Source organism: Chitinophaga sp. XS-30, assembly GCF_008086345.1.
Lineage (GTDB): Bacteria > Bacteroidota > Bacteroidia > Chitinophagales > Chitinophagaceae > Chitinophaga.
In genome coordinates, this window is record NZ_CP043006.1 from 786,960 (window position 1) to 809,451 (window position 22,492).

At 47.9% G+C, this 22,492-nt stretch carries 23 protein-coding genes and 1 tRNA gene; 15 read left to right on the forward strand and 9 right to left on the reverse strand.

Annotated features, from left to right (window positions below; genetic code table 11):
* Positions 1-13 precede the first annotated feature (13 nt).
* Positions 14-1,000, reverse strand: coding sequence for a FecR family protein (locus FW415_RS03230; protein ID WP_148382859.1), 987 nt, complete (start codon positions 998-1,000; stop codon positions 14-16).
* Between the two features lie 183 nt (positions 1,001-1,183).
* Here FW415_RS03230 and FW415_RS03235 point away from each other — a divergent pair, with 183 nt between their 5' ends.
* On the forward strand, positions 1,184-1,741 hold the full coding sequence (locus tag FW415_RS03235) for an RNA polymerase sigma-70 factor (protein ID WP_256378914.1): 558 nt from the start codon (positions 1,184-1,186) through the stop codon (positions 1,739-1,741).
* Positions 1,742-1,749: 8 nt separating this feature from the next.
* Here the strand turns inward: FW415_RS03235 and FW415_RS03240 are convergent, their stop codons facing one another.
* Entirely contained in the window at positions 1,750-3,525 is a 1,776-nt protein-coding gene (locus tag FW415_RS03240; RefSeq protein WP_148382861.1) for a glycoside hydrolase family 9 protein, read from the reverse strand.
* Between the two features lie 114 nt (positions 3,526-3,639).
* A complete protein-coding gene (locus FW415_RS03245) occupies positions 3,640-4,374 on the reverse strand; it encodes a murein L,D-transpeptidase catalytic domain family protein (protein ID WP_148382862.1) in 735 nt (244 codons plus the stop codon).
* Between the two features lie 343 nt (positions 4,375-4,717).
* Here FW415_RS03245 and FW415_RS03250 point away from each other — a divergent pair, with 343 nt between their 5' ends.
* From FW415_RS03250 to FW415_RS24875, 5 genes are all read left to right on the forward strand, one after another.
* Positions 4,718-5,167 carry a carboxymuconolactone decarboxylase family protein gene (locus FW415_RS03250; RefSeq protein ID WP_148382863.1) on the forward strand — a complete coding sequence of 150 codons (450 nt, stop codon included), beginning with the start codon at positions 4,718-4,720 and terminating at the stop codon, positions 5,165-5,167.
* A gap of 48 nt (positions 5,168-5,215) precedes the next feature.
* The gene (locus FW415_RS03255; protein ID WP_148382864.1) at positions 5,216-5,554 is read left to right on the forward strand and encodes a YciI family protein; all 339 of its coding nucleotides are present in this window, start codon (positions 5,216-5,218) and stop codon (positions 5,552-5,554) included.
* Positions 5,555-5,619: 65 nt separating this feature from the next.
* Complete coding sequence (locus FW415_RS03260) at positions 5,620-6,852, forward strand: RNA polymerase sigma factor (RefSeq protein WP_148382865.1); 1,233 nt, start codon at positions 5,620-5,622, stop codon at positions 6,850-6,852.
* Between the two features lie 514 nt (positions 6,853-7,366).
* Positions 7,367-7,437: transfer RNA gene (locus FW415_RS03265), tRNA-Ile, on the forward strand.
* A 46-nt stretch (positions 7,438-7,483) separates the two neighbouring features.
* Complete coding sequence (locus FW415_RS24875) at positions 7,484-7,627, forward strand: hypothetical protein (RefSeq protein ID WP_168208645.1); 144 nt, start codon at positions 7,484-7,486, stop codon at positions 7,625-7,627.
* Positions 7,628-7,679: 52 nt separating this feature from the next.
* On the opposite strand, the gene FW415_RS03270 is transcribed toward FW415_RS24875, so the two are convergent.
* Positions 7,680-8,390: a basic secretory protein-like protein gene (locus FW415_RS03270; RefSeq protein WP_210420821.1), complete on the reverse strand. Its 711-nt coding sequence runs from the start codon at positions 8,388-8,390 to the stop codon at positions 7,680-7,682.
* Between the two features lie 292 nt (positions 8,391-8,682).
* Between FW415_RS03270 and FW415_RS03275 the strand changes: the two genes are divergently transcribed.
* The 7 genes from FW415_RS03275 to FW415_RS03305 all read left to right on the forward strand — a co-directional run bounded on the left by FW415_RS03275 (position 8,683) and on the right by FW415_RS03305 (position 14,970).
* Positions 8,683-10,002 carry a sensor histidine kinase KdpD gene (locus FW415_RS03275; RefSeq protein ID WP_168208646.1) on the forward strand — a complete coding sequence of 440 codons (1,320 nt, stop codon included), beginning with the start codon at positions 8,683-8,685 and terminating at the stop codon, positions 10,000-10,002.
* Positions 10,003-10,048: 46 nt separating this feature from the next.
* Positions 10,049-10,753: a response regulator transcription factor gene (locus tag FW415_RS03280; protein ID WP_148382867.1), complete on the forward strand. Its 705-nt coding sequence runs from the start codon at positions 10,049-10,051 to the stop codon at positions 10,751-10,753.
* Positions 10,754-10,817: 64 nt separating this feature from the next.
* On the forward strand, positions 10,818-11,873 hold the full coding sequence (locus tag FW415_RS03285) for a sensor histidine kinase (RefSeq protein WP_148382868.1): 1,056 nt from the start codon (positions 10,818-10,820) through the stop codon (positions 11,871-11,873).
* Entirely contained in the window at positions 11,854-12,609 is a 756-nt protein-coding gene (locus FW415_RS03290) for a LytTR family DNA-binding domain-containing protein (RefSeq protein ID WP_148382869.1), read from the forward strand. Before FW415_RS03285 ends, FW415_RS03290 begins: the two co-directional genes overlap by 20 nt.
* A gap of 112 nt (positions 12,610-12,721) precedes the next feature.
* A complete protein-coding gene (locus FW415_RS03295) occupies positions 12,722-13,075 on the forward strand; it encodes a hypothetical protein (protein WP_148382870.1) in 354 nt (117 codons plus the stop codon).
* Positions 13,072-13,965 carry a PHB depolymerase family esterase gene (locus tag FW415_RS03300; protein WP_148382871.1) on the forward strand — a complete coding sequence of 298 codons (894 nt, stop codon included), beginning with the start codon at positions 13,072-13,074 and terminating at the stop codon, positions 13,963-13,965. Before FW415_RS03295 ends, FW415_RS03300 begins: the two co-directional genes overlap by 4 nt.
* 90 nt (positions 13,966-14,055) lie before the next feature.
* Positions 14,056-14,970: a serine hydrolase gene (locus tag FW415_RS03305; RefSeq protein ID WP_148382872.1), complete on the forward strand. Its 915-nt coding sequence runs from the start codon at positions 14,056-14,058 to the stop codon at positions 14,968-14,970.
* On the opposite strand, the gene FW415_RS03310 is transcribed toward FW415_RS03305, so the two are convergent.
* Positions 14,954-15,529 (reverse strand): pyridoxamine 5'-phosphate oxidase family protein, encoded by a 576-nt coding sequence (locus FW415_RS03310; RefSeq protein WP_148382873.1) that lies wholly within the window; start codon positions 15,527-15,529, stop codon positions 14,954-14,956. The two genes, FW415_RS03305 and FW415_RS03310, sit on opposite strands and share 17 nt — an antisense overlap.
* 124 nt (positions 15,530-15,653) lie before the next feature.
* Between FW415_RS03310 and FW415_RS03315 the strand changes: the two genes are divergently transcribed.
* Positions 15,654-16,082 carry a hypothetical protein gene (locus FW415_RS03315; protein ID WP_148382874.1) on the forward strand — a complete coding sequence of 143 codons (429 nt, stop codon included), beginning with the start codon at positions 15,654-15,656 and terminating at the stop codon, positions 16,080-16,082.
* 201 nt (positions 16,083-16,283) lie between these two features.
* Here the strand turns inward: FW415_RS03315 and FW415_RS03320 are convergent, their stop codons facing one another.
* From FW415_RS03320 to FW415_RS03335, 4 genes are all read right to left on the reverse strand, one after another.
* A complete protein-coding gene (locus FW415_RS03320; protein WP_148382875.1) occupies positions 16,284-17,033 on the reverse strand; it encodes a hypothetical protein in 750 nt (249 codons plus the stop codon).
* 27 nt (positions 17,034-17,060) lie between these two features.
* The gene (locus FW415_RS03325) at positions 17,061-18,929 is read right to left on the reverse strand and encodes an RICIN domain-containing protein (RefSeq protein WP_148382876.1); all 1,869 of its coding nucleotides are present in this window, start codon (positions 18,927-18,929) and stop codon (positions 17,061-17,063) included.
* Between the two features lie 336 nt (positions 18,930-19,265).
* Positions 19,266-20,705, reverse strand: a complete 1,440-nt coding sequence (locus FW415_RS03330; protein WP_148382877.1) for a serine hydrolase — start codon at positions 20,703-20,705, stop codon at positions 19,266-19,268.
* Between the two features lie 428 nt (positions 20,706-21,133).
* Positions 21,134-21,541, reverse strand: a complete 408-nt coding sequence (locus FW415_RS03335; RefSeq protein ID WP_148382878.1) for a helix-turn-helix domain-containing protein — start codon at positions 21,539-21,541, stop codon at positions 21,134-21,136.
* A gap of 138 nt (positions 21,542-21,679) precedes the next feature.
* On the opposite strand from FW415_RS03335, the gene FW415_RS03340 reads away from it, so the two are divergent.
* Positions 21,680-22,471, forward strand: a complete 792-nt coding sequence (locus FW415_RS03340) for an SDR family oxidoreductase (protein WP_148382879.1) — start codon at positions 21,680-21,682, stop codon at positions 22,469-22,471.
* The last annotated feature ends 21 nt before the right edge of the window (positions 22,472-22,492 follow it).

A 22,492-nucleotide genomic window follows, 5' to 3' on the forward strand; every position in this document is an offset into this window, starting at 1 on the left:
TAATACTAAATGTCTAGTTTTCATCGGCGCATCCATCTCCGCTGATGATCACTTCGTCACCGTCAATAGTATAAGTAGCATCTCTTACGGTACAAAGGATCAACAATACTTTCTCGAGCGATTCTGTTCCTTCAAACGTGGCGCGGATCCGGCAATTCTTCAGCTCGGGATTCGCGAATGATATTTTCACCTGGTAGCGGTCTCCCAGCTGCCGGGCGATCTCTTCAAAAGGCACTGAAATGAAATCCAACCCCTGCTTTACCCAGGCGACCTCTTCCATGGCTTTCACCGGGCGGGTTTCGGCCAGTTCATCGTTGTTATAAATGATCTGCTGGTCCGGCGTTAATATGCCCAGCAGTTTCCTGCTTTTTTCCTCCTCTATTTTCACCTTGCCGCGCGTAACGGTAACGGTCACAGACTCCTGTTCAGGATATGCCCGGATGTTAAATGCCGTACCAAGTACGGTAGTGACCACCTTGCCGGAATGGATCACAAACGGCTGGTCTTTCTGCTGGTGAATGTCAAAATAGGCTTCGCCGGTCAGGGTCACCTCTCTTTTTCCGCCTTTGAATTTCTCCGGATATATGAGGCTGCTGCCCTTCTGCAATACCACTGTACTGCTGTCAGGCAGCAGGATGAAACGCCTTCCTTCCGGGTTATCCGGACTTACCGCCAGCAAGGGTTTCGCCTGATCTGTATTTCCCGGTCTGCTCAGCCAGAGCAATGCGCCAATGCCCAGGATCGGCAGTATAACAGCCGCAGCGCGCCACCAGGTTTGCCTGGATGAACCGGTGCGGAACAATGCTTCCTTCCGGCGGCGGTAATCGGAAAAATCCGCCAGCAGCTCCTGCGCCAGCTCTTCTTCTTCTTTCCACTCCACATCTTCCGCTTCGGGATGCCGCCATGTTTCATACCAGCTTTCCAACGCCTTCAATTCCTCCGGGGTACAGGTGCCGGACTTATATTTCTCCAATAATTCTTTTACATCGTACAAGCTCATAAGTGGTAATTGAAACGTCGGTATTATACTAGAGACAAACGATAAAAACTAAACCGTTACTCCCGCTAAAAAAATATATTTCTTTGTGAAATCCGCACTGGAAGCGCATTAAATTTCTTACATTTATCTTGCTCAAAATAACCAAGGTCTATTCCACACTACACACACCATACGGATGTTGAACTGCTCTTATTCTGGAAAAAGGGCGATCAGGCGGCATTTGACGTCCTGTACAAGCGTTATGCCGTAATGCTGTTGAAAAAGGCGTATGAAAAAACAGGCGAGAAGGAAACGGCGCGCGAATTTGTGCAGGAAGTTTTCCTTGAATTGCTGGAAAGAAAAGACCGGCTGGATATCCATACTTCCTTTAAAGCTTACATATTCACTGCGCTGCGCAATCGCGTGCTGAACTACCTGCATCGCCAGGCCATTCATCATCGTTATGAAGTTTTCCAGGAAACACGGCCGCCCGCAAACGGGAATGATGTGGAATCTTATCTGCAGCATAAGGAGCTTGAACACCGCATGGCGGATGCCATTCAGCAACTGCCGGAAAAATGCCGCCAGGTGTTTTTGCTGAGCCGCTCCGAAGAGCTGAGCAATAAAGAAATTGCAGAACGTTCAGGCATCTCCGTTAATACAGTTGAGCAGCATATGCGCAAAGCGTTGCGGCTGCTGCGGAACGGATTGCAGCGGACTACGGTTTTCCTGCCGCTGGTATTCGCCTCCATCTGCGCCTGAGCGCGCATCTATTTTCTTCCTTCATTTTCCTTCAGGGCCAGCAGGTATACCAGCGAAGCGGTGCCATCCATCGTAGGCTCATTGGTGCTGTAATCCCCGTAATCATCGTGATATACCACAAGGTTGCTCTGGAATGCGGCATATTCATCCGGGTCCGCAAGCCGGATACCGATCAGGCTGTTGTAGATCGTGCCATAAACCGGACCGTCTACCAGTCCTCCGTCTATCGGGTAATTTTTCAGGTGGGTGAATGCGGAATGTGGGTCCACCGGCGTATCGCCGTATGCAGGCAGACCATAGACCATGCCGGTGCCCCAGGGGTTGCAGCCAAACAGCCAGTCCACATTCGCCTGAGCCAGCGCGGCGTAGCTATCATCCCCGCTCAGCTGCTGATACCAGTAACATTGAATGGCAAAGGCAGTAGTGAGGTTGTTGCTGCACCAGATGAAAGGCACCCCGCGGTAAAAAGCATTCTGCCGGGCTTTCTGCCATACTTTGTCTATTCCCGTCCTGTAATATCCGGTCAGCTCCCGCTGCTGTTTTCCCTTTACCTGTTTCGCCAGTTCATAATGACCGATGTTGATGAAAGGATACCATTGGTAATGGTTAGCCGTGTCGGCCCCCAGCCATGGGGTGATCTCCTCCTTTGCGGCGTACTTTCGCCCGTCTTCCAGGAAACTGCGTTTTCCCGTAGCGCTATGCAATTGGGCCGCGGCCAGTTCCATATCATCCGTCCAGTTATCTTCCGCATAAATATATGGCGATAGCACCGATGCGGTCTGTTGTACCCCGGGTTGCTTAACACCCATGCGGTATGCTGAACCCGCCCGTTCCAGCAATGTTGCGGCATAGTCCGCGTCCCGCTCCCGCAGCAGGGAATATCCAAGTGCAAATGTGCTGGCAAACTTACCGGCGGTAGACGCCACCCCGTCGGAGCGGTTCATTTTATTATACTTTACGCCCTGTACCTGCGGTTCCCCGGAGCAGAAATATACCGGCCGCTCAAATCCGCGACCGTAGAAGGAATCCAATGCCGGGATGCGCATTCCGCGGTGGTCCCGGTCATCTGCGATCTGGTTGAAAAGCCAGTCTTCCCGCGGATGCATTTTCAGCAGCCAGTCCAGCCCCCAGCGGGCTTCGTCGAGTACATCCGCCACATTATTCCTGCCCTGCAGTCCATTTTCGTCATGACGATCACTGAACACCGCCGGAAAATCCCGGTATGCGGCAAGCAGGTGATAGGCGGTGTTGGCCGAAGTGGTGGAATACTGGAGGTAATCGCTGGCATCATGCCAGCCACCCACAACATCTATATAGGTGCTGTCCGGCATAGGCCCGTAAAGGGTGTAACCATCGCGGGTATGGCAGGAATCTTCAAGAAAAGGGTTGAAACCGCAACGTTGCTGGCGGAGGTAGCGCAGGCAAAAATCCGCCGTGCCATTATATACGTCCTGTCCGATCCGGAAAACGGGGGACTGCGCATTCCCCGATCGCAGGTAGTAGGTGCCGGGAGTGCTGTAAGCGGAAAAATCGAGCCGGTATGATTGCTGAAAAGGGCCGTAGCTGCCGAAAGGCTGTCCGGCAGAGGCCGTGTACACCGTTTTGCCGGTGGCGGAATCTATTAGCTGAAAAGAGGAGATGGAATTGTTCTCCAAACTTCCCCATACCGCCACTTTAACACCGGCCGGGAGATAGCCGAGCTGGTTGATGCGGATAAAAGCGTTCTGATCGCGTTGCGCAGATAATAATAACACGGGCAGTAGCAGCAGTAGTAATCGTTTCATTCAGCCAATTTACTAAATTAGACAACCTGGCCGCTTAAAGCCGTTACGTGGTATGATGCCGGAATTTGCGGCTGCCGGCGTCGAGACCAGTCCCGATGCCGCACCAGCGCCTCCTTACGCCGTTTGCTGCAGGAACTTCGATCTGGAAAGGTAGTTCGTATCGGGACTGTACATAAACAGGCAGCTGCCATTCTGAATAGTGCGGATGATCTTTCTGGAGAGGTTTACCGGAAGGGCGGGGCAGCCCAGGCTCCGGCCGATGTATCCCTGCTTGCGGCCAAGCATATCGTTTACATAGGCTGCAGCATGCATGACAATGGCTCTTTCCATAGCTTTATCATTGATGCCGCGTTCCAGGCCTTCCAGGCGGAGGGAATAACCGTGCTTTCCTTTGTAAGTGGTCCCGGTAGCGTAGAAGCCAAGGCTGCTTTTATAACTTTCCGGAGCGTTGGAAAAGCTGGTCGCCATTTGTTTGCCGGAGTTACGCCCATGCGAAACAAGCGTATTGAATATTAACTGACCGGTAGAGATATCGATCACAAACAGCCGTTTCTTCGTGGAAGGCAGACTGAAATCCACGATGGAAATAATATCATCATTGCGCAGCTTGCCTTCCTTCAGCAACTGTTCATGCCCTTTCAAAGCCAGGAAATAAGCATCCCTGGATAACCCCAGCGAGTCCAGCGACAATTGTTCGTACAGCATTTCAGCGGCCGAAACAACAGCCACGGGAGGAGCGGTGACCACGCCGGTAGTTTTTTTACCGATGGAAGAAACTTTCAGGCTGAACAGAGAGGTAAGTGCTATAAACGGCAGTATGTATGCTTTTTTTGTAAGACGTACTTTCATCCTCAACATTTTCAATGTCCTATAAAACGGTTTTTCTGATATGATATTGTGAGGCTTAAAGGTACGAAATATTATCTTTTTAATTTATAAAGAATCTGTTAAAGGATAGTGTTTTATGTCATGAGATTATCAGTTTTAACAGCAATTCGAAACAACTGTACTGCCGTTTCGGGGCTTCGCGCATCGGGCAGTATGTTTTCACCGCAGTCTCGCCGGCAGAAAAGCCACCGGATGGCCAACATCAAGATTGTTCAGAAAAAAATTGCTCGCACTGTCCAAATTCTCCGTTCCCGATCATTATTGCGGTATAATCACTATTCACTGACAATTTAAAAGAACAACAATGAAACAGAGAATTAACGTTCATGAGATTGGACAAGCGGCAATGAGATCTCTTTATCCAATTGGTACACACCTTAAAAAATCTCCGGTGGGGCAGCCGCTTCTTGACTTGATCTACATGCGGGTATCACAAATAAACGGGTGCGCCTTTTGCCTCGATATGCACTCAAAAGATTTACGGGCAACAGGAGAATCCGAGCAGCGTATTTACGCGTTGAACGCATGGAGAGACACGCCCTTCTTTTCCGGAAAAGAAAGAGCAGCGTTAGCCTGGGCGGAAGCCGTTACCAATTGTCATGTTCCCGATGAGGTATATAAAGAAGCGCTAAACCATTTTTCCGGGGAAGAATTGGTAGATTTGACCCTGGGAGTTACGGCTATCAATACCTACAACCGCATCAACCATGCCTTTCAACCCTTAGTCGGCACCTATCAGGTGGGCGCATGGTAATCAAAAAAAGTAATATAAATTCAATCCCAAATTAAAAATCAGGATACGATGAAAGAATTCGCATTATTGTTCCGTCAACCGGATTACGATTATAGCAAGACGCCCAAAGAAGAGATGCAGGCGCTGCAAAAAAAATGGCAGGACTGGGTTGGAGGCATCGCTGCCCAGGGTAAATTCTCAAGCAATGGCGTACGACTTGCAACGGAAGGAAAAGTGCTCAAAGCAGGCGGTGTTATTACTGACGGACCCTTTGTTGAAATCCGCGAAATGCTGGGCAGTTTCATCATTGTGAAAGCCGGGAGCCTGGAAGAGGCTACAACGCTGGCACACGGCTGCCCTGCATTAGATGCCGGCGGCAGCGTTGAAATAAGGCCTGTTTTTTCATAACGATATATTTTTGACACCCATTATTACAAGACCCGCATGCAAGAACGCGGGTCTTGACCTCTATCATGCAAGAAAGCGAACTCATACAAACGTTATTCCGCCAGGAATTCTCAAAAATGGTTGCTGTTATCAGCAGGCAGTACGGTTTGACATATATTGAAATTGCCGAAGATATTGTGAGCGACACTTTCCTACAGGCAACTGAATCGTGGGGAATAAAAGGAATTCCACCAAACCCGGCAGCCTGGCTTTATACGGTTGCAAAACAAAAAACGCTCTATTATTTCAGACGAAATAAAATCCTGCATACGAAAATAATGCCCGAACTGCGATCCAATAAGGAAACGAGCGAAGAAATCAATGATGTCAGTTTTTCCTCCGAAAACATCAAGGACAGCCAGCTGCAAATGATGTTCGCGGTCTGCGATCCTGTAGTTGCAAGCGAAGCCCAAATAGGCCTGGCATTAAGGATCCTTTGCGGATTCAGTATTGACGAAATTGCCGAAGCGTTTTTGTCCAATAAGGAAACCATCAACAAAAGATTGTTCCGGGCGAAAGAAAAGATCAGGGAAGAAAAAATAAAAATGGAAATGCCCGATGAAAAAAAGGTCCGCAACCGGCTGGATAATGTGCTCCATATTATCTACCTGCTTTTCAACGAAGGATATTATTCCAAAACTCAAAATCAGATACTGCGGAAAGACTTGTGTTTAGAAGCCATGCGCCTGGCAATCATGCTTTCGGAACACGAAGCTACCAATCAGCCGAAAACAAATGCCCTGATCGCCCTGATGTGTTTTCATTCGTCACGGTTCGCATCCAGACAGATAAATGAAAATGATCTTGTGCTTTACGAAAACCAAAACGAAGAGCTTTGGGACAAGGACCTGATCAAACAGGGCTTGCACTTTCTCAACCTGGCTGCACAGGGGAATGAAATTACTTCCTACCATCTGGAAGCAAGAATTGCTCACCGGCATTGCGTAAAAGAAGATACACAGGAAAAATGGGAAGACATTTTGCAGCTATACAACCAGTTGCTAATGATAAATTACTCTCCAAATGTTGCATTGAACAGGACCTTTGCCCTGTATAAGGCCTACGGAAAAGAAACGGCACTATCTGAAGCGTTAAAGTTAAAACTGGAAAGCAATCACTTCTACTTTTTGCTGTTAGGGGAACTTTACGAAGGGGGAGATAATAAGAAAGCAATACAAAATTTCGAAACGGCATTATCATTAGCAAAAACGCAAAATGAAAAGCAAGGCATCCAGGAGAGGATCAACCGCCTCACCTGAATTTCCAACGGCCATCAAACTTTTATAACGCGCCCGGATTGCCTGATATCTAAATGTACCACGGTGAATAAATGACAACTGGAATTGATCATGAAAATCACTACAGCAGTGCAACACAGCGCTCATCTCCACTTTCATCCCACGCAGCAAGCTGAAAACACTTTTATAATACAGAATTTAGTTTCATCTTTGCATGGCAAAATAAAAACAACAAACATGCAACGCACAATGCGACATATTAAACCGGCAGCATACTTCAATCCTTCAGCGGATTGCAGGCATCGCGGTGCATGTTATATAAGGTAAAAGAAAGAACCTTTCAATATAACTGAAGCCCCGCAAGCCATTGCGGGGCTTTTAATTTTAGATGTGTTTAACTGTCTGACGATAAAAAACAACTTGACCGATATTGATCTGCATATGGATCGAACGGAACGACCTTTCCTTGTCTGTACATAATTGGAATGATGTAACAGCTCAGGAGCCCGGTCGTTATGCGGCCGGGTTTTTTATTGGCTCATGGCGCAATGGCAGCGCAGCTATCTGATACGTAGCAGGTTGCAGGTTCGATCCCTGCTGAGCCTACAAGCTGGTGCTTTTAGTTTAATGGCAGAACGTCCGGTCCGCAAAGATGATGGAAGATAATCCCATGCTCTTCAGACTGAAAGAGATGGAATACGTAGAGAAGATCGCGGAAAAGATCGGCAGCATCAGTGTAGGTGGAAACGGTGTGCTGACGGATCAGCTGAAACAGCTATTTGTTCCCCGGAAATAAAAAGGAGTTGGCTGATCGCTCAGTCAACTCCTTCTGCTTTATGGCAAATCTCTTAGATCACGGGATTCTTTGCATACTCGGCCCACAGTTCATCCACTGTTTTACCGGTCTCCGTCTTCCAGAATTCATCTGTATAGGTTTTGCTGCGCATGGCACTGTCCAGCTTCACGATAATACCGCTCTTCGCATTTTTCTCCAGCCAGATAAAAAACCTTGCCGTGATGCGATAGGCGTTTTTGTAGCTGTGCTCCGGCTTGAAGGCTGGCATACTCCAGCCGGCGCCTTCGTTGTCAACTCCCATGGTCGCGCGCACATAATCCGCGATACCCTCCGTGATCCAGCCTTCACCACCGCGGTAAGATTGAATGATGTGCATCACTTCATGCGTCACCACATCAATGTCACCCGGGTTCTTGTCGAACCATCCCGGGTTGTAATGAACATAGGTACCGGCTGTTGCAGCTACGCCATCGTATTTCGGGTTGATGATGAAAGTCACTTTTTTGGCCGTCTTTGGATTGTAGATCTTCGCCTGTTCCGGGTAAACGGTAAAGAATGTTTCGATCATACGCTCTTTCAGCGCAGGGCTGAAACCTTCCGATTTGTTCACGAAGATCAGCGTGTATTCTCCACGGGTGACAGAATCTTTTGATACCACACCGGTCTCTATATCCCTCCATCCGTTATTTCGCTGGGCATGCACACTCAGTCCTGCCAGCAGCAGGCATGAAACCGCCAGGGTCTTGTAGATTTTCTTGATCATGACTGTATTTACATTTTAAGTATTTTGGATATGCTCTTCCCCTATCCTTTGCCGGTTTTATCCCTCCGGACAGATCGGGCAGCTGGCGGGAATGCTACCCCTAAAACTAATACCGCAGCTTTGCATATCCTGTTAACACACCTCAAATACATTGTTAACGGATTTTAAATGTGCTTGCATAATTGAAATTATTTGCTGATAATGAGGAGCTTTTTGGCACTCTTGCACTATGCGGTCACCGATTCTAATACATAAACTGATAGCGGTCACCAGCTTCCTGATCTTATCCAGTGTGCTATTCTTTTTGCTGTATAATACATACAAGCTGAAGAACCAGCACTATGCCCTGGAGGAAAGGGCGGTACTGGATCATGAATACCAGCGGTATATCAGCAATGACAAGCTGTTCCCGGGAGGGGCGAAGATACTGGACAAGTATGTGTACCGCAACATAGGGGAGTTCGAGCGGCTGCATAAAACGGACAAGGTTAAATTCGACTCCCTGCGGCGGCGGTTCTGCGATACCGCTTTTGCGGCGCTCCGCGAGGCCAATAGTGTAGACAGCCTTTTGCAAGTCATCAAAAAGAAACACAACATCGAACGGGAGTTGCACTATGCTCTCCAGGCACGGTTGCTGGAAGTGAAGTTCGACAACAATCAGTACGTGACCATTTTCGATTACCGGGAGCCGGAGAGCCCATCCCCCCTGATCGGCGGCACGCTGAAAGACATCAATTCACAAAACCTGATCACCGCACTTACCGTCAGCGCGGCATCCAATTACAGCTACCGTTTTTCGTTCAGCCTGAATGCCGATACGCCCAACCGGTTCATCACCATCCTGCGGCAGATGATGCCGGCCTTTGCCCTGGCGCTATTCTCCATCCTTTCGGTGGTGATCATCTATTACATCACTTTCCGGAACTGGCTCAGGCAGAAAAAGCTGTCGGAAATGAAATCCGATTTCATCAACAGCATTACCCATGAATTCCATACCCCGCTGGCTGCCATCATTGTAGCCAACAAGACCTTAAGCCGCATTTCCGCGTCGGACAACATTTCTCCGCTCACCGAGGTGATCAACCGGCAGGCGGAACGTCTCAAAAAACTGATTGCACAAACACTGGACATCACAACGCTGAACAAGGTAACTTTGCAGAAAGAGACGCATTCCCTGCATGCACTGCTGGACGAGATACTGCTGGACTACCGCCTGAAACTTACCGGTACCAATGTACAGCTCAGCCTTGTAAAGGCCGCCGTGAAGGACGAGACGCAGGTAGACCAGTTCTGGTTCACCACCGTAGTGCTCAACATCCTGGACAACGCCATTAAATACAATGACCAGTCGTACAAGGAAATACAGGTATCCACCCTGAATGATAAAAAGAACATTATCCTGCGTATTGCGGATAACGGGGTGGGGATGAACGCAGAGACGCAAAGGATGATCTTCGAAAAGTTCTACCGCCGGGAACCGCAGGTGTCCGTGGGGCTGGGACTGGGGCTGTTCTACGTCAAGCAGGCCATTGATGCGCATAACTGGAAGATCAGCGTGGAAAGCACGCCCGGCGCCGGAAGTGTGTTCATTATTACTATTCCGATTTTATGAAACCGCTATGGGAAAGCTTTTGTGTAACTAAATGAATCCGGATTTTATGAAACCGAACATCCTGTTGGTTGAAGATGAAGGAGACCTGGGCAATGTGGTCAAACAATACCTGGAGATCTCCGATTTTGCTGTTACCTGGTTCCGCAACAGCATGCAGGCGCTGGAGTATGTGCAAAACCACCTGGACAAATTCCATATTGTGCTGCTGGATGTTTCCATGCCGGAAATGGACGGGTTTACGCTTGCCCAGCATATCGTAAAGATCCGGCCGGACATGCCCTTCCTCTTTCTTACCGCCCGCAATGAGCGGTCGGACAAACTCTTCGGGCTCAAGATCGGGGCGGACGATTATATCACCAAACCCTTTGATATCGATGAGCTGGTGCTTCGCATCCGCAACATCATCAAACGTAAGTTCGTAGCGCTGGAACAGCAGGGGCCCAGAAATCACATCGAGCGGGGCGACGTAAGGTTTTATAAGGACTCCTTACGGCTGAGTATCGGCGACAAACATGAAAGCATGCTGACGCCACGGGAGGCGGAATTGCTGGAATTCCTGTTCCGTCATGAAAACAAGGTGCTGCGGCGCGAGGAAATACTGGTGCAGCTGTGGGGAGATAATGACTATTTCCTGGGGCGCAGTCTGGACGTGTTCGTATCCAGACTGCGGAAACATCTCGGGAAATCCGCCTTTGTAAGCATTGAGAATGTATATGGGGTAGGGTTCATATTCAAGGTACAACCATCATGACGGATATGCCCTTCGTTGGTGATCCGGTGAACTTTCGTTATTTTCCGGACAGCAAATCCGGCCTTTGCAAAACATAAAACCATACAAAGTTCCGCCCCGGAACACGCTCATCCTGCTTACAGCTTTGGCTATCGCCATCCTGTTCTCCTTACCCCGCCTCGCTCTCCTGAGGCAGGCAAGCGCTGATATACTGAAGACGGGGGACTTCCTGCTGCGCACCGCCTATTCACTGCTGATCGCCATCGCTTTTCTTACGCTGAATACATCAGACCGGAAGATACGGCTGGGAAGGATCACCATCGACCTGTCTGCATTCTGGCAACGCATCGTGCTGAGCATATTGCTGTACGTCCTGCTCCGGGGGCTGCTGATCCGGTTCCATTTGTCCGTTGCGGACCCGTTCGCGCCGGAAAAGGTTTTCCGTTTTGTGTTTTCGCTTTATATGCTGATGGAGGTCATCCTATCTTTTCTCATTGCACAGATCTACCGGATGGTATTTTACAACTACCGGGTGAATATGGCAAATGCCGCCCTGCTCAAAACCAATGCGGAAACGCGGTATGAGGTGTTGAAGAACCAGGTGAACCCTCATTTCCTGTTCAATTCCTTCAGCACCATCAATGCCCTGATCCAAAGCGACCAGGCTGCCGCAGTGGCGTTTGTGAACAATATGTCTGATGTTTTCCGGTATGTGCTCAAAAGCAGCAACCTGGAAAAGGTGCGGCTGGGAGAAGAGGTCGCTTTCATTGAAGCTTATACCGCCATGCTCCGGGGCCGTTACGGCAGCAAGGTCAGTTTCCGGATAAACATTCCGTCGGCGTTGATGCAGAAAATGATACCGCCCATGGCCCTGCAGATACTTGTTGAAAATGCCGTAAAACATAACGTGGCGGCAGAACAACGGCCGCTGACAGTGGATATTTCCGTTACAGGGGACAGCCGGCTCACCGTTTCCAACAACCTGCAGAAAAAGAAAGTGCCGGAGCCTTCCACCGGTCTGGGGCTGCATAATTTAAACCAACGCTTCCAATACCTGTCCAACCAGGAGATAGATATCCGGCAAACGGATACGCATTTTTCCGTAACCATACCTTTATTACATGAAACTGCTGATCATTGAAGATGAAGCCGGCGCCGCCGCGCAACTGACGGCCATGCTGCAGGCCCAGGTGAAAGGCGCCGAGATCATGGCCGTCATAGACAGTGTGGAAGAGGCTGTCCGCTACCTGTCCAGCCGGCCGGACATAGACCTGATCTTTCTGGACATCTACCTGTCAGACGGCATCAGTTTCGATATTTTCCGGGACCTGCGTATCGATACCCCGGTCATCTTCACCACTGCTTACGACCAGTACGCCATTCGCGCTTTTGAGCTCAACAGCATCGACTACCTGCTCAAACCCCTGCGGGCAGAACAACTCCAAAGCGCACTGGACAAGTACCGGCAAAGGAAACAGCAGGTAGATGCCGCCATGATAGCCACCATCCGGCAGATGATGGGTGGAAACAACTCCTGGAAAAAGAACTTCCTGATCCCCTTCAAAGACCGCCTGATACCTGTTCCGGCGGATGCATTCGCCTATTTCGAGACCAGCAACGGCATTGTACGGGGCATACAGTTCGATAAAAAAATGCATCATATGGAAGAAACCCTGGAAGAACTGGCGGAGAAGCTCGACCCCGCGTTATTCTACCGCGCCAACCGCCAGTATCTCGTCAGCCGCCGTGCCATCGTAGATGTGCAGTATTATTTCAACGGCCGGTTATACCTCAATCTGGCGGTGCCGCCGGCAGAAAAAGTACTGGTCAGCAAGGCCAAAGCGGGTGATTTCAAAGCCTGGATGGGCAGCATATAGGCAACCGCTCACTGTCCGCATAAGGCAGTTCACCCGTTCTTTCGTCAGCCTCAGGTGCTTTGTGCCGGTTTTACGATACAGGAATCGGTTTATTTGTGAAAAAAATACAGCCATGAAAAAGATCATGACAATTATCGCCCTGATGACAATGGCCGCCTGTTCCTACGGGCAGTCCGAGCCAAAAGAAGACCTGCAGGAAAAAATGCTGGAATACCGGGAAAAGCTCAACCTGACCGAAGAACAGTCTGAAAAAGTGGATTCGATCAATGCCGGTTACCTGGATGAGCTGTCCAAACTCAAAGCGTCCGAAGAATCCAAACTGGCCAAATTCAGGCGCTTTAAAGACATCCAGGCAAAGAAAGACAAGCAGATGAAGGAAGTGCTGGATAAAGAACAGTACAAGCAATACCAGGCCATGCAGGCAGAAATGAAATCCGAACTGAAGAAAAAACGCAAATCACAATGACAAATTTCCTGTTCAACTCACTGGTGGTCTCCCTCTTTATGCTGACGGGTTGCGACAAGAGCGACGGCCCTGAAGAAAAGACTTATCGTATTGAAGGCACGATGCAGGTAGACGGCAGAACGAGGCATTATCTGCTGTACCTGCCCACCGGTTACTACGATGATACTTCCCGCTATGCACTGGTATTGGGCCTGCATGGCGGCGGCGGCAGCGCCGTGCAGTTCGACCGGCACTACGGGCTTACGCAGAAAGCCAATGCATCCAAGTTCATTGTGGTTTACCCGGAAGGTGTGCGCAGCGACGGGCCGCTTGGTGTGCGTACCTGGAATGCCGGCACCTGCTGTGATTATGCCGCCGAGAACAATATCGATGACGTAAAATATATCCGCCTGCTGATCGACCAGCTGGTGGGCCGCTACCGGATCGATGCTAAAAAGGTTTATGCCGCGGGGATGTCCAACGGTGGTATGCTGGCTTACCGCCTGGCCTGCGAGATACCCGACAAAATTGCCGCCATTGCGCCGGTCAGCTGTTCGATGGTAGCCTCGGGCTACAGTCCAACCCGGGCCATGCCCATTCTTCATATACATTCCGCGCAGGACACGAAGGTGCCTGTGCAGGGAGGCGTAGGGATATTCGGGTATTATTTCCCGCCGGTGGATTCCGGGCTGACGGTATTCGCGATGGGCAAGCCGCCCGTGGTAGTGGAAGACAATGCCAATTACAAGCTCACGAAGTGGGGAGAAGATATGGAGTATTACCTGACAACCGATGGCGGTCATGCCTGGCCGGGAGCGGTGCGGAACACGTCCTGGGGGGACCCGTCTTCTACCGCCGTTAACGCCAATGACCTGCTGTGGGCGTTCTTCCAGCGATACTCACTGAAGTGAGAACAGGCGGGGTGGCTATTTTAGTCAGCCCCGCCTCTTTTTATTCCAGCCTATTTTATTTATTTTGGGGAAATGCTACAATTACCCCGTATGATAACCAAAATCACCCGATGCATAGCCGCATGCCTGCTATGGCCCATTCTTTCCTTTTCCCAGACCGGCAAAGCCGACCGTAAGCTTGAAAAAGCGCTGCGGGAGATCGTCAATGAATTCAACGGCACCGCCGGCGTATATGTCCGGCATCTGAAAACCGGCAGATATGCGGCCGTGAATGCCGATACCATCTTTCCCACCGCCAGCATCGTGAAGGTACCTATCCTGGTGGGGCTGTTCGATAAAATAGAAAAAGGTGAACTGAAATATCACCAGCCGCTGGTGTACCGCGATTCCATCAAATACGGCGGCTCCGGCCTCATGCAATTCTTTAAAGATAGTTCGGAGACGGATATCAGCGTACTGGCAGCGCTGATGATGGCTTACAGCGATAATACCACCTCACTCTGGAACCAGTCGCTGGCGGGAGGCGGAGCGCAGATCAACAAACTGATGGAGCAATACGGCCTTGAACATACCCGTGTAAACTCGCGTACACCCGGCCGCGAGGCGATCTGGAAGATCTACGGCTGGGGGCAGACAACCCCGCGGGAAATGTCCGAACTGGTGGTGAAGATATTCCGGGGAGAAGTGATCAGCCCGGGCGCCAGCGAAAGAATGTACCGGCTGATGACGAAAGGCTATTATGATGAGCAGGCCATCTCGCAATTGCCCCCATATGTACAGGTGGCTGCCAAAAGCGGCTCCGTCAATGAATCCCGTTCAGAAGTGCTGCTGGTGAATGCCCCTCATGGGGATTATGTGTTCTATGTGGGAACGAAGAATATAAAGGATCAGCGCTGGGAGCCGGATAATGAAGCTGTGGCAATGATCCGGAAGATATCGGCTTTGCTGTGGGAGCATTTTGAACCGAAGAGCCGGTGGAAGCCGATGTTCAAGGCAGCGAAGTAGGACCGGGAGCGCTGCTGTGCAACGCCGTGGGAAGACCATCCATGCTAAACTGGTTCTTTTCCGCTTTATAGGCTTCCAGTCCTTCCGCGCCTTTCTTCTCCACCCATTTTTCCACATGGTCCCTTTCGCCCAGGTATTCATACAGCGGAACACCAAAGCCGCAGGAGGTCTGTACTTTATGAATATCCGCCACGATGATCTGGCGGGTGGAGGGGAGGATATTGAAATGTACGCTTAATTCTTCCCACTCAGCAGTTCCCGGCAGTACGGTGCGGCCTTTTCCGTAGAGGCGCAGGATATTCGGCGGGCCATCGAATGCGCAGAACATCAGCGTAATACGACCGTTCTCCCGGATGTGCGCGGAAGTTTCGTTACCGCTGCCGATGATGTCCATATACGCCACACGGGACTCCGAGAGTACCCGGAAGCTGTCCAGCCCCTTGGGAGAGAGATTGATGTGGGTGTCGGGGGCCAGGGGAGCGGTGGCCACGAAGAACATTTTCTGATGATGAATGAAGGCAGTATGCTGCGGGGTGATGGCATCAAAGAATTTTCCCATATTGCTGTTATTTGGTCCTGCAAAGATAAGGGACGGCGCCTATTGTATTTCCAATGCAATTTTCTTATCTTGTTAAGATAACCCGTACAATTAAGCGCTACCTCAAGTTAACTAAACTACTGTTATGAAAACACCATCCCAAAATGCAAAGAGGGGCATACTGTCCTCCACCCGCAAATCCGTTAAACATCAATTCCTGTTGAAAACGCTGATGGCACTGCTCGTTTTCTGTTCGCTGGCGGTATGGCCCATGCAACATACCCAGGCAGAAAAGCACAGTGCAAATGCTTTCAGCATCGGCCTGAATGTGTATAATGGCACCACTTATAACGGCGCCATTTACCTGTACGGTCCTACCAGTATCAGCGCTACCCTTAGCCCGGGGGCTTCTTCCTACGGTCCCCTGACCGCAGGTTCTTACACCGTGAATATGTACACGTCCGCGCCCGGCACGCGCACTTTTACATTCAACAATGAATCCGTTACCACTTCGGCGGGATATGCTACATTTAATGTAAACATCTCCTACACGTCGTTCGCTACTATTAATTGATTATTGATCTTCCTGCGGAGGCATACCGGGAATGTAAACCGGGGTGGCTAATAATTGTAAGTGCTTTCGCAGGGAGTTTTTTTGGGGGGCGTCATGCGCTGAATTAATTAAGGGGTATTCCCATTCTTCTGACTTTATCCTTACATGCATCACCTCTGTTGCAAACCAGCAGAGCGATGCTCATGATATTCCCTTTAATGATCATTTTTTAATGTATTCGTATGTAGTGATGCTCCCTGTGTTGGTTGTTCTTTTCGTGGGATACCCATCGCTATTATATTCATAAGTATAGGTGCCGGTGCTGGCGCTCGCTCCGGCGGACGTTACGGTAACAGTTCCATAGTTATTCACATTCCGGGCAAACCCTGTTTTGGGTACAGAAAGTGAAGGGGCATGTTTATCGTCAAAATCTGAATTTACGGTTGTAACCAATAATGATCCTGCCGGGTTGTAAGTAAGCTGCCTTTCAATATTCCCTTTCGCATCCAGAAAATACTCAACGTACAAATAAGGAGCCGCGCCGCCTGGGGTTTCATAAACACCTATTTTACCGGGGGTGGTATAAATAGCCTCTGACTTAGCATCGAAGGTTTCAACTCCTCCGGAAATCAGATACGTTTCAATTTTAGTGATCTGGCCGCTGCCGTTATAGAAATATAAATTTTTGATGTCATCACCAGATGTCTCATAAAGCACTTCCGTTAATTGTCCTGAATTGTTATAGGTATAGAATCCGGAATAGTTGCTTACCGGATTTGTAAAAACAACATCGAATCTTATTGCCCTGTTATTGGCATCATACGTATAGGTGGTAGTTTGAGAATTTGTTGAGATTTTTTCAAGCAATGTTTGCCTGGCAGGATCAGGGTTATCTCTTTTACTGCAGGAAAGAAAAATTGCGCTTAGCAATACCACAACAAGTGGTTTAAAAATCATGCCTGAATGTTTCATAATGCTATTTTTAAGGTTATTTTTCAACTAAGGCAGCGTATGGATCGTATGAAAGCGCCGATCTTTTGAGAAACGATAAAGATAGTCTGACCCTCGCGGTGGATAACCCTGTGCATACAAAATCCCATTGTGCCCACTGCTCACTGTAAACGAATATAAATTCCAGTTATCGGTACCAATAATACCTGTACCGGTAGTAAAGCCGAGCAAAAAATACCGGATGTCCTGCTTTCGCACTGCGCGGTTTAATGTAAGATGCACCGTTTGCGTACTATTATCCACCCATCTGGCGCCACTATTTACATTCAGGAATAGCTGCTCTGTTCCATCCGTATATCCTATGGTGATATTTAAATTATCATTTCCCCCTCTCAGGTCATCGCCGCCGGTTTGAAATGTGGCATACAGGTGCCGCACGCTGCCCTCTGGCTGTCCTTCAGGATAATTCGGGACGTCACGTGGTGGAATATGACTGCCATCATAACGATCATTGACAAAATAGGTACGCCATGCTTTGCCGGTTTCCACTTCAAAATAACAACCCGTTCTCAGGTCGGGAGCCAATGTACGCACCGCATTTCCTTCATTGGGGTTATAGATGAATATCTTATAATCTTCTTTATGTGCACCCAAGTCTCCCAGATAACGGCCCATGGCATAACCCACACCCAATACAACATGCCTGCCACCATCACTGTTATCTTTTCCCAACACACCTCCTGCAAACAAACCAATCGGTATAGGGATATTTGCATCAATTGAATTTCTCAGTTCTTCCAACCGGCCGCCATCTGTACCCTGCAATCCCCATCTGAATATCTCGCCGGCCCTTATATTGTATGAAACTTCCAGTTCGCTCCATTTAACATTTACGTCCCATATGGAATGGTTTTGCCGGCTATAAATATAAGACTGAAGCGGCGTGGCATTGGCTGGTGTATAATATTGTGATGGAACGGCAATCCGATGATTAAAATAGTCCAATGCAGTATATACCATACCGCCGCATAAACCTCCCCACCGGATAATATCTTCACCATTAAATGTATTAATGAAGCGGAACCCATGTGTTTCTGGTAAAAAGGAGGTAACACGCCGTCCATCATTTGTCCATCGGATCAAATGCCACTTTTCCTCCACAGTTGCATTTTTATTTCTAAAGCTAACTCCCCCCTTTTCTATATTTCTATGGTTGGGCAAATACATGCAAAGATTTCTTTTTGAAATGATGTTGTAAAAACCATCGCCAGTATCTTCCAACCGCCACAACTGGTTATCTGCGTTAATAAAAGGCTTCATTATGGGAATAAGGCTTTGTGTAAGGCAAAGACCGTTTTCTGATTGGATGCTGAAGTAGCCATCGTTCTGTAAAACCAGTTTCCATTCTTGCCTGTCGGGATTGTTTACAAAAGAGTTCATAAACACTTGCGAATTGGCCGCCGGCACATTATCTATGACGGTAAGATATCTGTAATCTCTTGCTGTACGAATGAGGAAAGAGCCTGATTGAAGAAAGCGTTCATCTGCCGTTGGAAGCCGTTCAATACTCAGCGTTGCTGTGTTTGGCCGGGCAACATCATATACAGGAACATCGTTCTCTGCTTCCTTTGTTTTTGTCAACAAAACAGCAGGGTTCGGTTTAACCCTTTTTTTGCTGTTTCCATCCACATCAAAACCAATTGTCCATTTATCGCTGCTGAAGAGAGCGCCGTAAATCATTTTGATTTGCGCTGTGTCATTTGCCTTCTTCACTTTAATGATGAGATGATTTCCTTCCTGGCGGATCATTCCGCTTTGTTTCAGCGCCTGCAGCATCCGTTCCGCATCCGCTTGTTTTTGCCGGGCGAACGGTTCCAGGGGAATGAGGAACAGAAGGATCAGTAACCAGTTTCGCAAGATTTGTACGGTTTTATAGTATTACATCGAAGTTTCTTATTCGTCTCCGGGCTGGTTCACGAACGGGTACGGTTTCATCGCACGGACCTGCTTTTTACCGGATGCAATGTGCTGTTTATCCAAATATTGCCCAATACCCATTTATGGTAACCGCACCTTGCCGCCGCTTCTTGTCATAACAGAGGTGGTAGCTATTCAGCTCGTGATTACTTTCGATCGGGAAGTTTACGTGTTCTTCTGGTGAGGAATCAGGGTTTGTTTGCGGTTAACATGATAATATTCAATTATTTGTCATCCAGCGCCATAGCAGCAAATCCACCGTTGTGCGTTCGTGACTTACTTATAGGAGTCCTCTTTTGCAATCTCCTGGATCCGCACGATAAGTTTTCCAAGGTTAACTCTATTATTCACGAGAATGACACAACCGCTATTGCGTTCGGGAAATGCCGAAATATGTGCAGTTGAACCTTGCTCACTACCATTGTGCTCCAAATGTCTGGTCACCCTACCTTTTCGTACACCCCAGCCAAGTCCCATATTATTTATTGTAGGTGCATGAGTTAATTTAATGGCAGCATTTATTTCTTTCAATTGTGCATCCAGATAGTTAAGCATATCATTAACTGTTGAACAGAGACCGCCTGCCGGCGAAAAATATCCCTGGTTTGATACTGTAAGGCGTCTTCCATTTTCGCTATGCGGATGAGCTATATCATACCCGTCTTCATTGGTAATATACATTGTATTGTTCATCTCAAGAGGCCCGGTAATGAAGCGTCTTACAAGGTCGGCCTGTGAATGCCCGTACACCTTTTCAAGAATATGACCCAGTAACGAAGTTCCCCAATTTGAATACAAAAATTTATACCCTGGAATGGTATCCAGCGTAACTTTTTTCAAAGCATTATAAAACAATGTGGAATCATAATGTGCCTCGGGGCTTACAGGATTATAGTCCGGCTGCTCACCAATATCTTCAGGCATTGCAGGCAGCCTGGAAGTATGGTTTGCCAAATCCCGCAACGTTATTGGCATGCTATTATAACTTAGATTATCATAGTTCCCATGCAGGTATTTTCTTATGTCGTCAGTCAGTGATACTTTTTTATCCAACACTGCTTGGGCGAGTAGTGTTGCAGTAAAGGTTTTAGTTATTGAACCTATTTCATATAGCGTACCTGACGTGGGAAGCTTGTTGTTTCCTTTTTCCGTTTCCCCATAAAAGTAAATATGCTTTTTCCCAGCTTTAATAATTCCGATAACCAGACTGTTCGCCTTTGAATACTTAAAATATTCCGCTGCCGCCGAATCTACCGCTTTGTCGAGAGCAGACCTTAGGCTGTTATCAGATTTTACAACGGGAGGTTCGGAAAGGAAAACAAGGGGAGCACTTTTCAATCCAAAACTGCTGATTTTATTGTCATAGGTTAACTGAAGGTCCATAATCATGTCCCTTAATTCAAACTCCAATAGATAGGATACCTTGCCCTTATCTTCTGCAAGAAATGATGATGCAACAATTTTGCCGGAGTTCTGATTTCCTTTTAAAAAATTTACAAGTTTTGGTTGTGAAATCTTATTGCTAAAGGATGTATCAAAGAGCCGGTAGATTGCTTTATAATCTCCATGGTTAAATTTTGATACGATAGTATCCTTCATTGCTTCATATGCGCTGTGATTTATCTGACCTTGCGCAAAAACGGGGAGCAAGAGCATAGGATAAAAGACAGTTTTTCGTAGCAAGACAATGATGTGTGGAGTTATTGTAACTATCATAATCTATTAATGTAAGATGAGATATTAAACGAAGCCATGACGCACAACACATAAATATACGAAACCCTATTATCAGATTACGTCAATCTATCGGATCAAGTCAAGTTCCTGGGGCTCAGCAGTTTATTATTGAACCCTATTGCGGAAGCAGCTGTTCATACTACGATCAACATCGGATCGCTGCCTTGTGGTGAACGAAGGGTGACGGGGGATCACCCCGGGGCATGGGGATTTGATGCGGTTATAGTCTGAAGTTAGTGCGGGTTTGAAAAGGAGCTAAAAGAAAATATAAAAGTGGTTGCCATCCACGATACTTGTCTATAGCGGTTTCCGGGAAACAAAAAAGGCAACCATCACTGATTGCCTTTGATAGCTTCGCTTCCCCTGCTGGACAATTATCTAACCAATTAGTAAATGATTTACAGTCTTTAGCGCGTTGACATGCCCAAAGGTGCAGTTGGACGTTCGTCCAAATCAGAACTTATAGCTTCTTTCAAAATCACTCTACGCAAACGGCCTTCGTTTTCATTACCCCATTGCCCTAATGCGGCAATCACGGGGATTACAGTCTTACTAAATTCGGTGAGACTGTATTCTACCTTTGGCGGTACAACCGGATAAACTTTTCTCGTGATCAATTCGTGCTCTTCCAACTCTTTCAACTGAATATTCAAAACCCTGCGTGAAGCATCGGGGATTTTGCGTTGCAATTCGCTTGGGCGTTTATGACCGACATTGATAAACCACAGCAAACGGATTTTCCATTTTCCGTAAAGGACTTCACCAATCAAATCAAGTCCGCAATTCAGGTTGGGTGGTGTCTTTCTTTCATACATTTCGCAAAGTTATACATATGTCTCATTTGCCGCAATAGGGGATAAATTTATCCCTATGTGAATCGTAACTCCGTACTTGTTCTGTCATCCTTTACGTCTCAATTTTGCCCTATTATCAATTTTTAAAACAGGACAAAAATGGAACAGTTCAATTTCAACAATGAGTTATCAGGTAAGATTGCCTTGGTAACCGGCGGTACAAAAGGCGCCGGAAGAGCTATTGCAGAAAGGCTGGTACAGGCTGGCGCAACGGTGATTATTACGGCCAGAAACGCCCCGGAAAAAGAAAGCAGCCAACTGCATTTTATTGCTGCCGATTTAAGCAAGGTAGAAGGAGCAGCAAAAGTAGTCAGTGAGGTATTATCGACTTATGGAAGGCTGGATATTCTTGTGAACAACCTTGGTTCTTCAACAACACCCGCCGGTGGTTTCGCGTCGTTAACCGACGAAGATTGGATATCAACGTTGCAAGCGAACCTGCTTGCTCCGGTTCGATTGGACAGAGGATTTTTACCGCAAATGATTGAACAAAAAAGCGGTGTCATTATTCACATTGCGTCCATTCAGGGCAAATTGCCTTTGTATGATTCCACTTTACCTTATGCCGCTGCGAAAGCCGGCTTAAGAAATTACAGCAAAAGCTTATCCAACGAAGTCTCCCCAAAAGGTGTTCGGGTGCTGACTGTTTCGCCAGGATGGATAAATACAACAGCATCGATAGCCTGGTTGGGCGAGATTGCAAGAAATGCTAATAGTACTGTAGAAGAAGCTCAGCAAAGCGTCATGGATGCTTTGGGTGGAATACCTTACGGCAGGCCTGCCGAACCGGAAGAAGTAGCCGAATTGGTTGGCTTTTTGGCTTCGCCAAGAGCCGCTTATTTGACAGGAACGGAGTACGTTATTGATGGCGGCACCGTACCAACTATCTAATCACTATTTAAAGCTTACAAA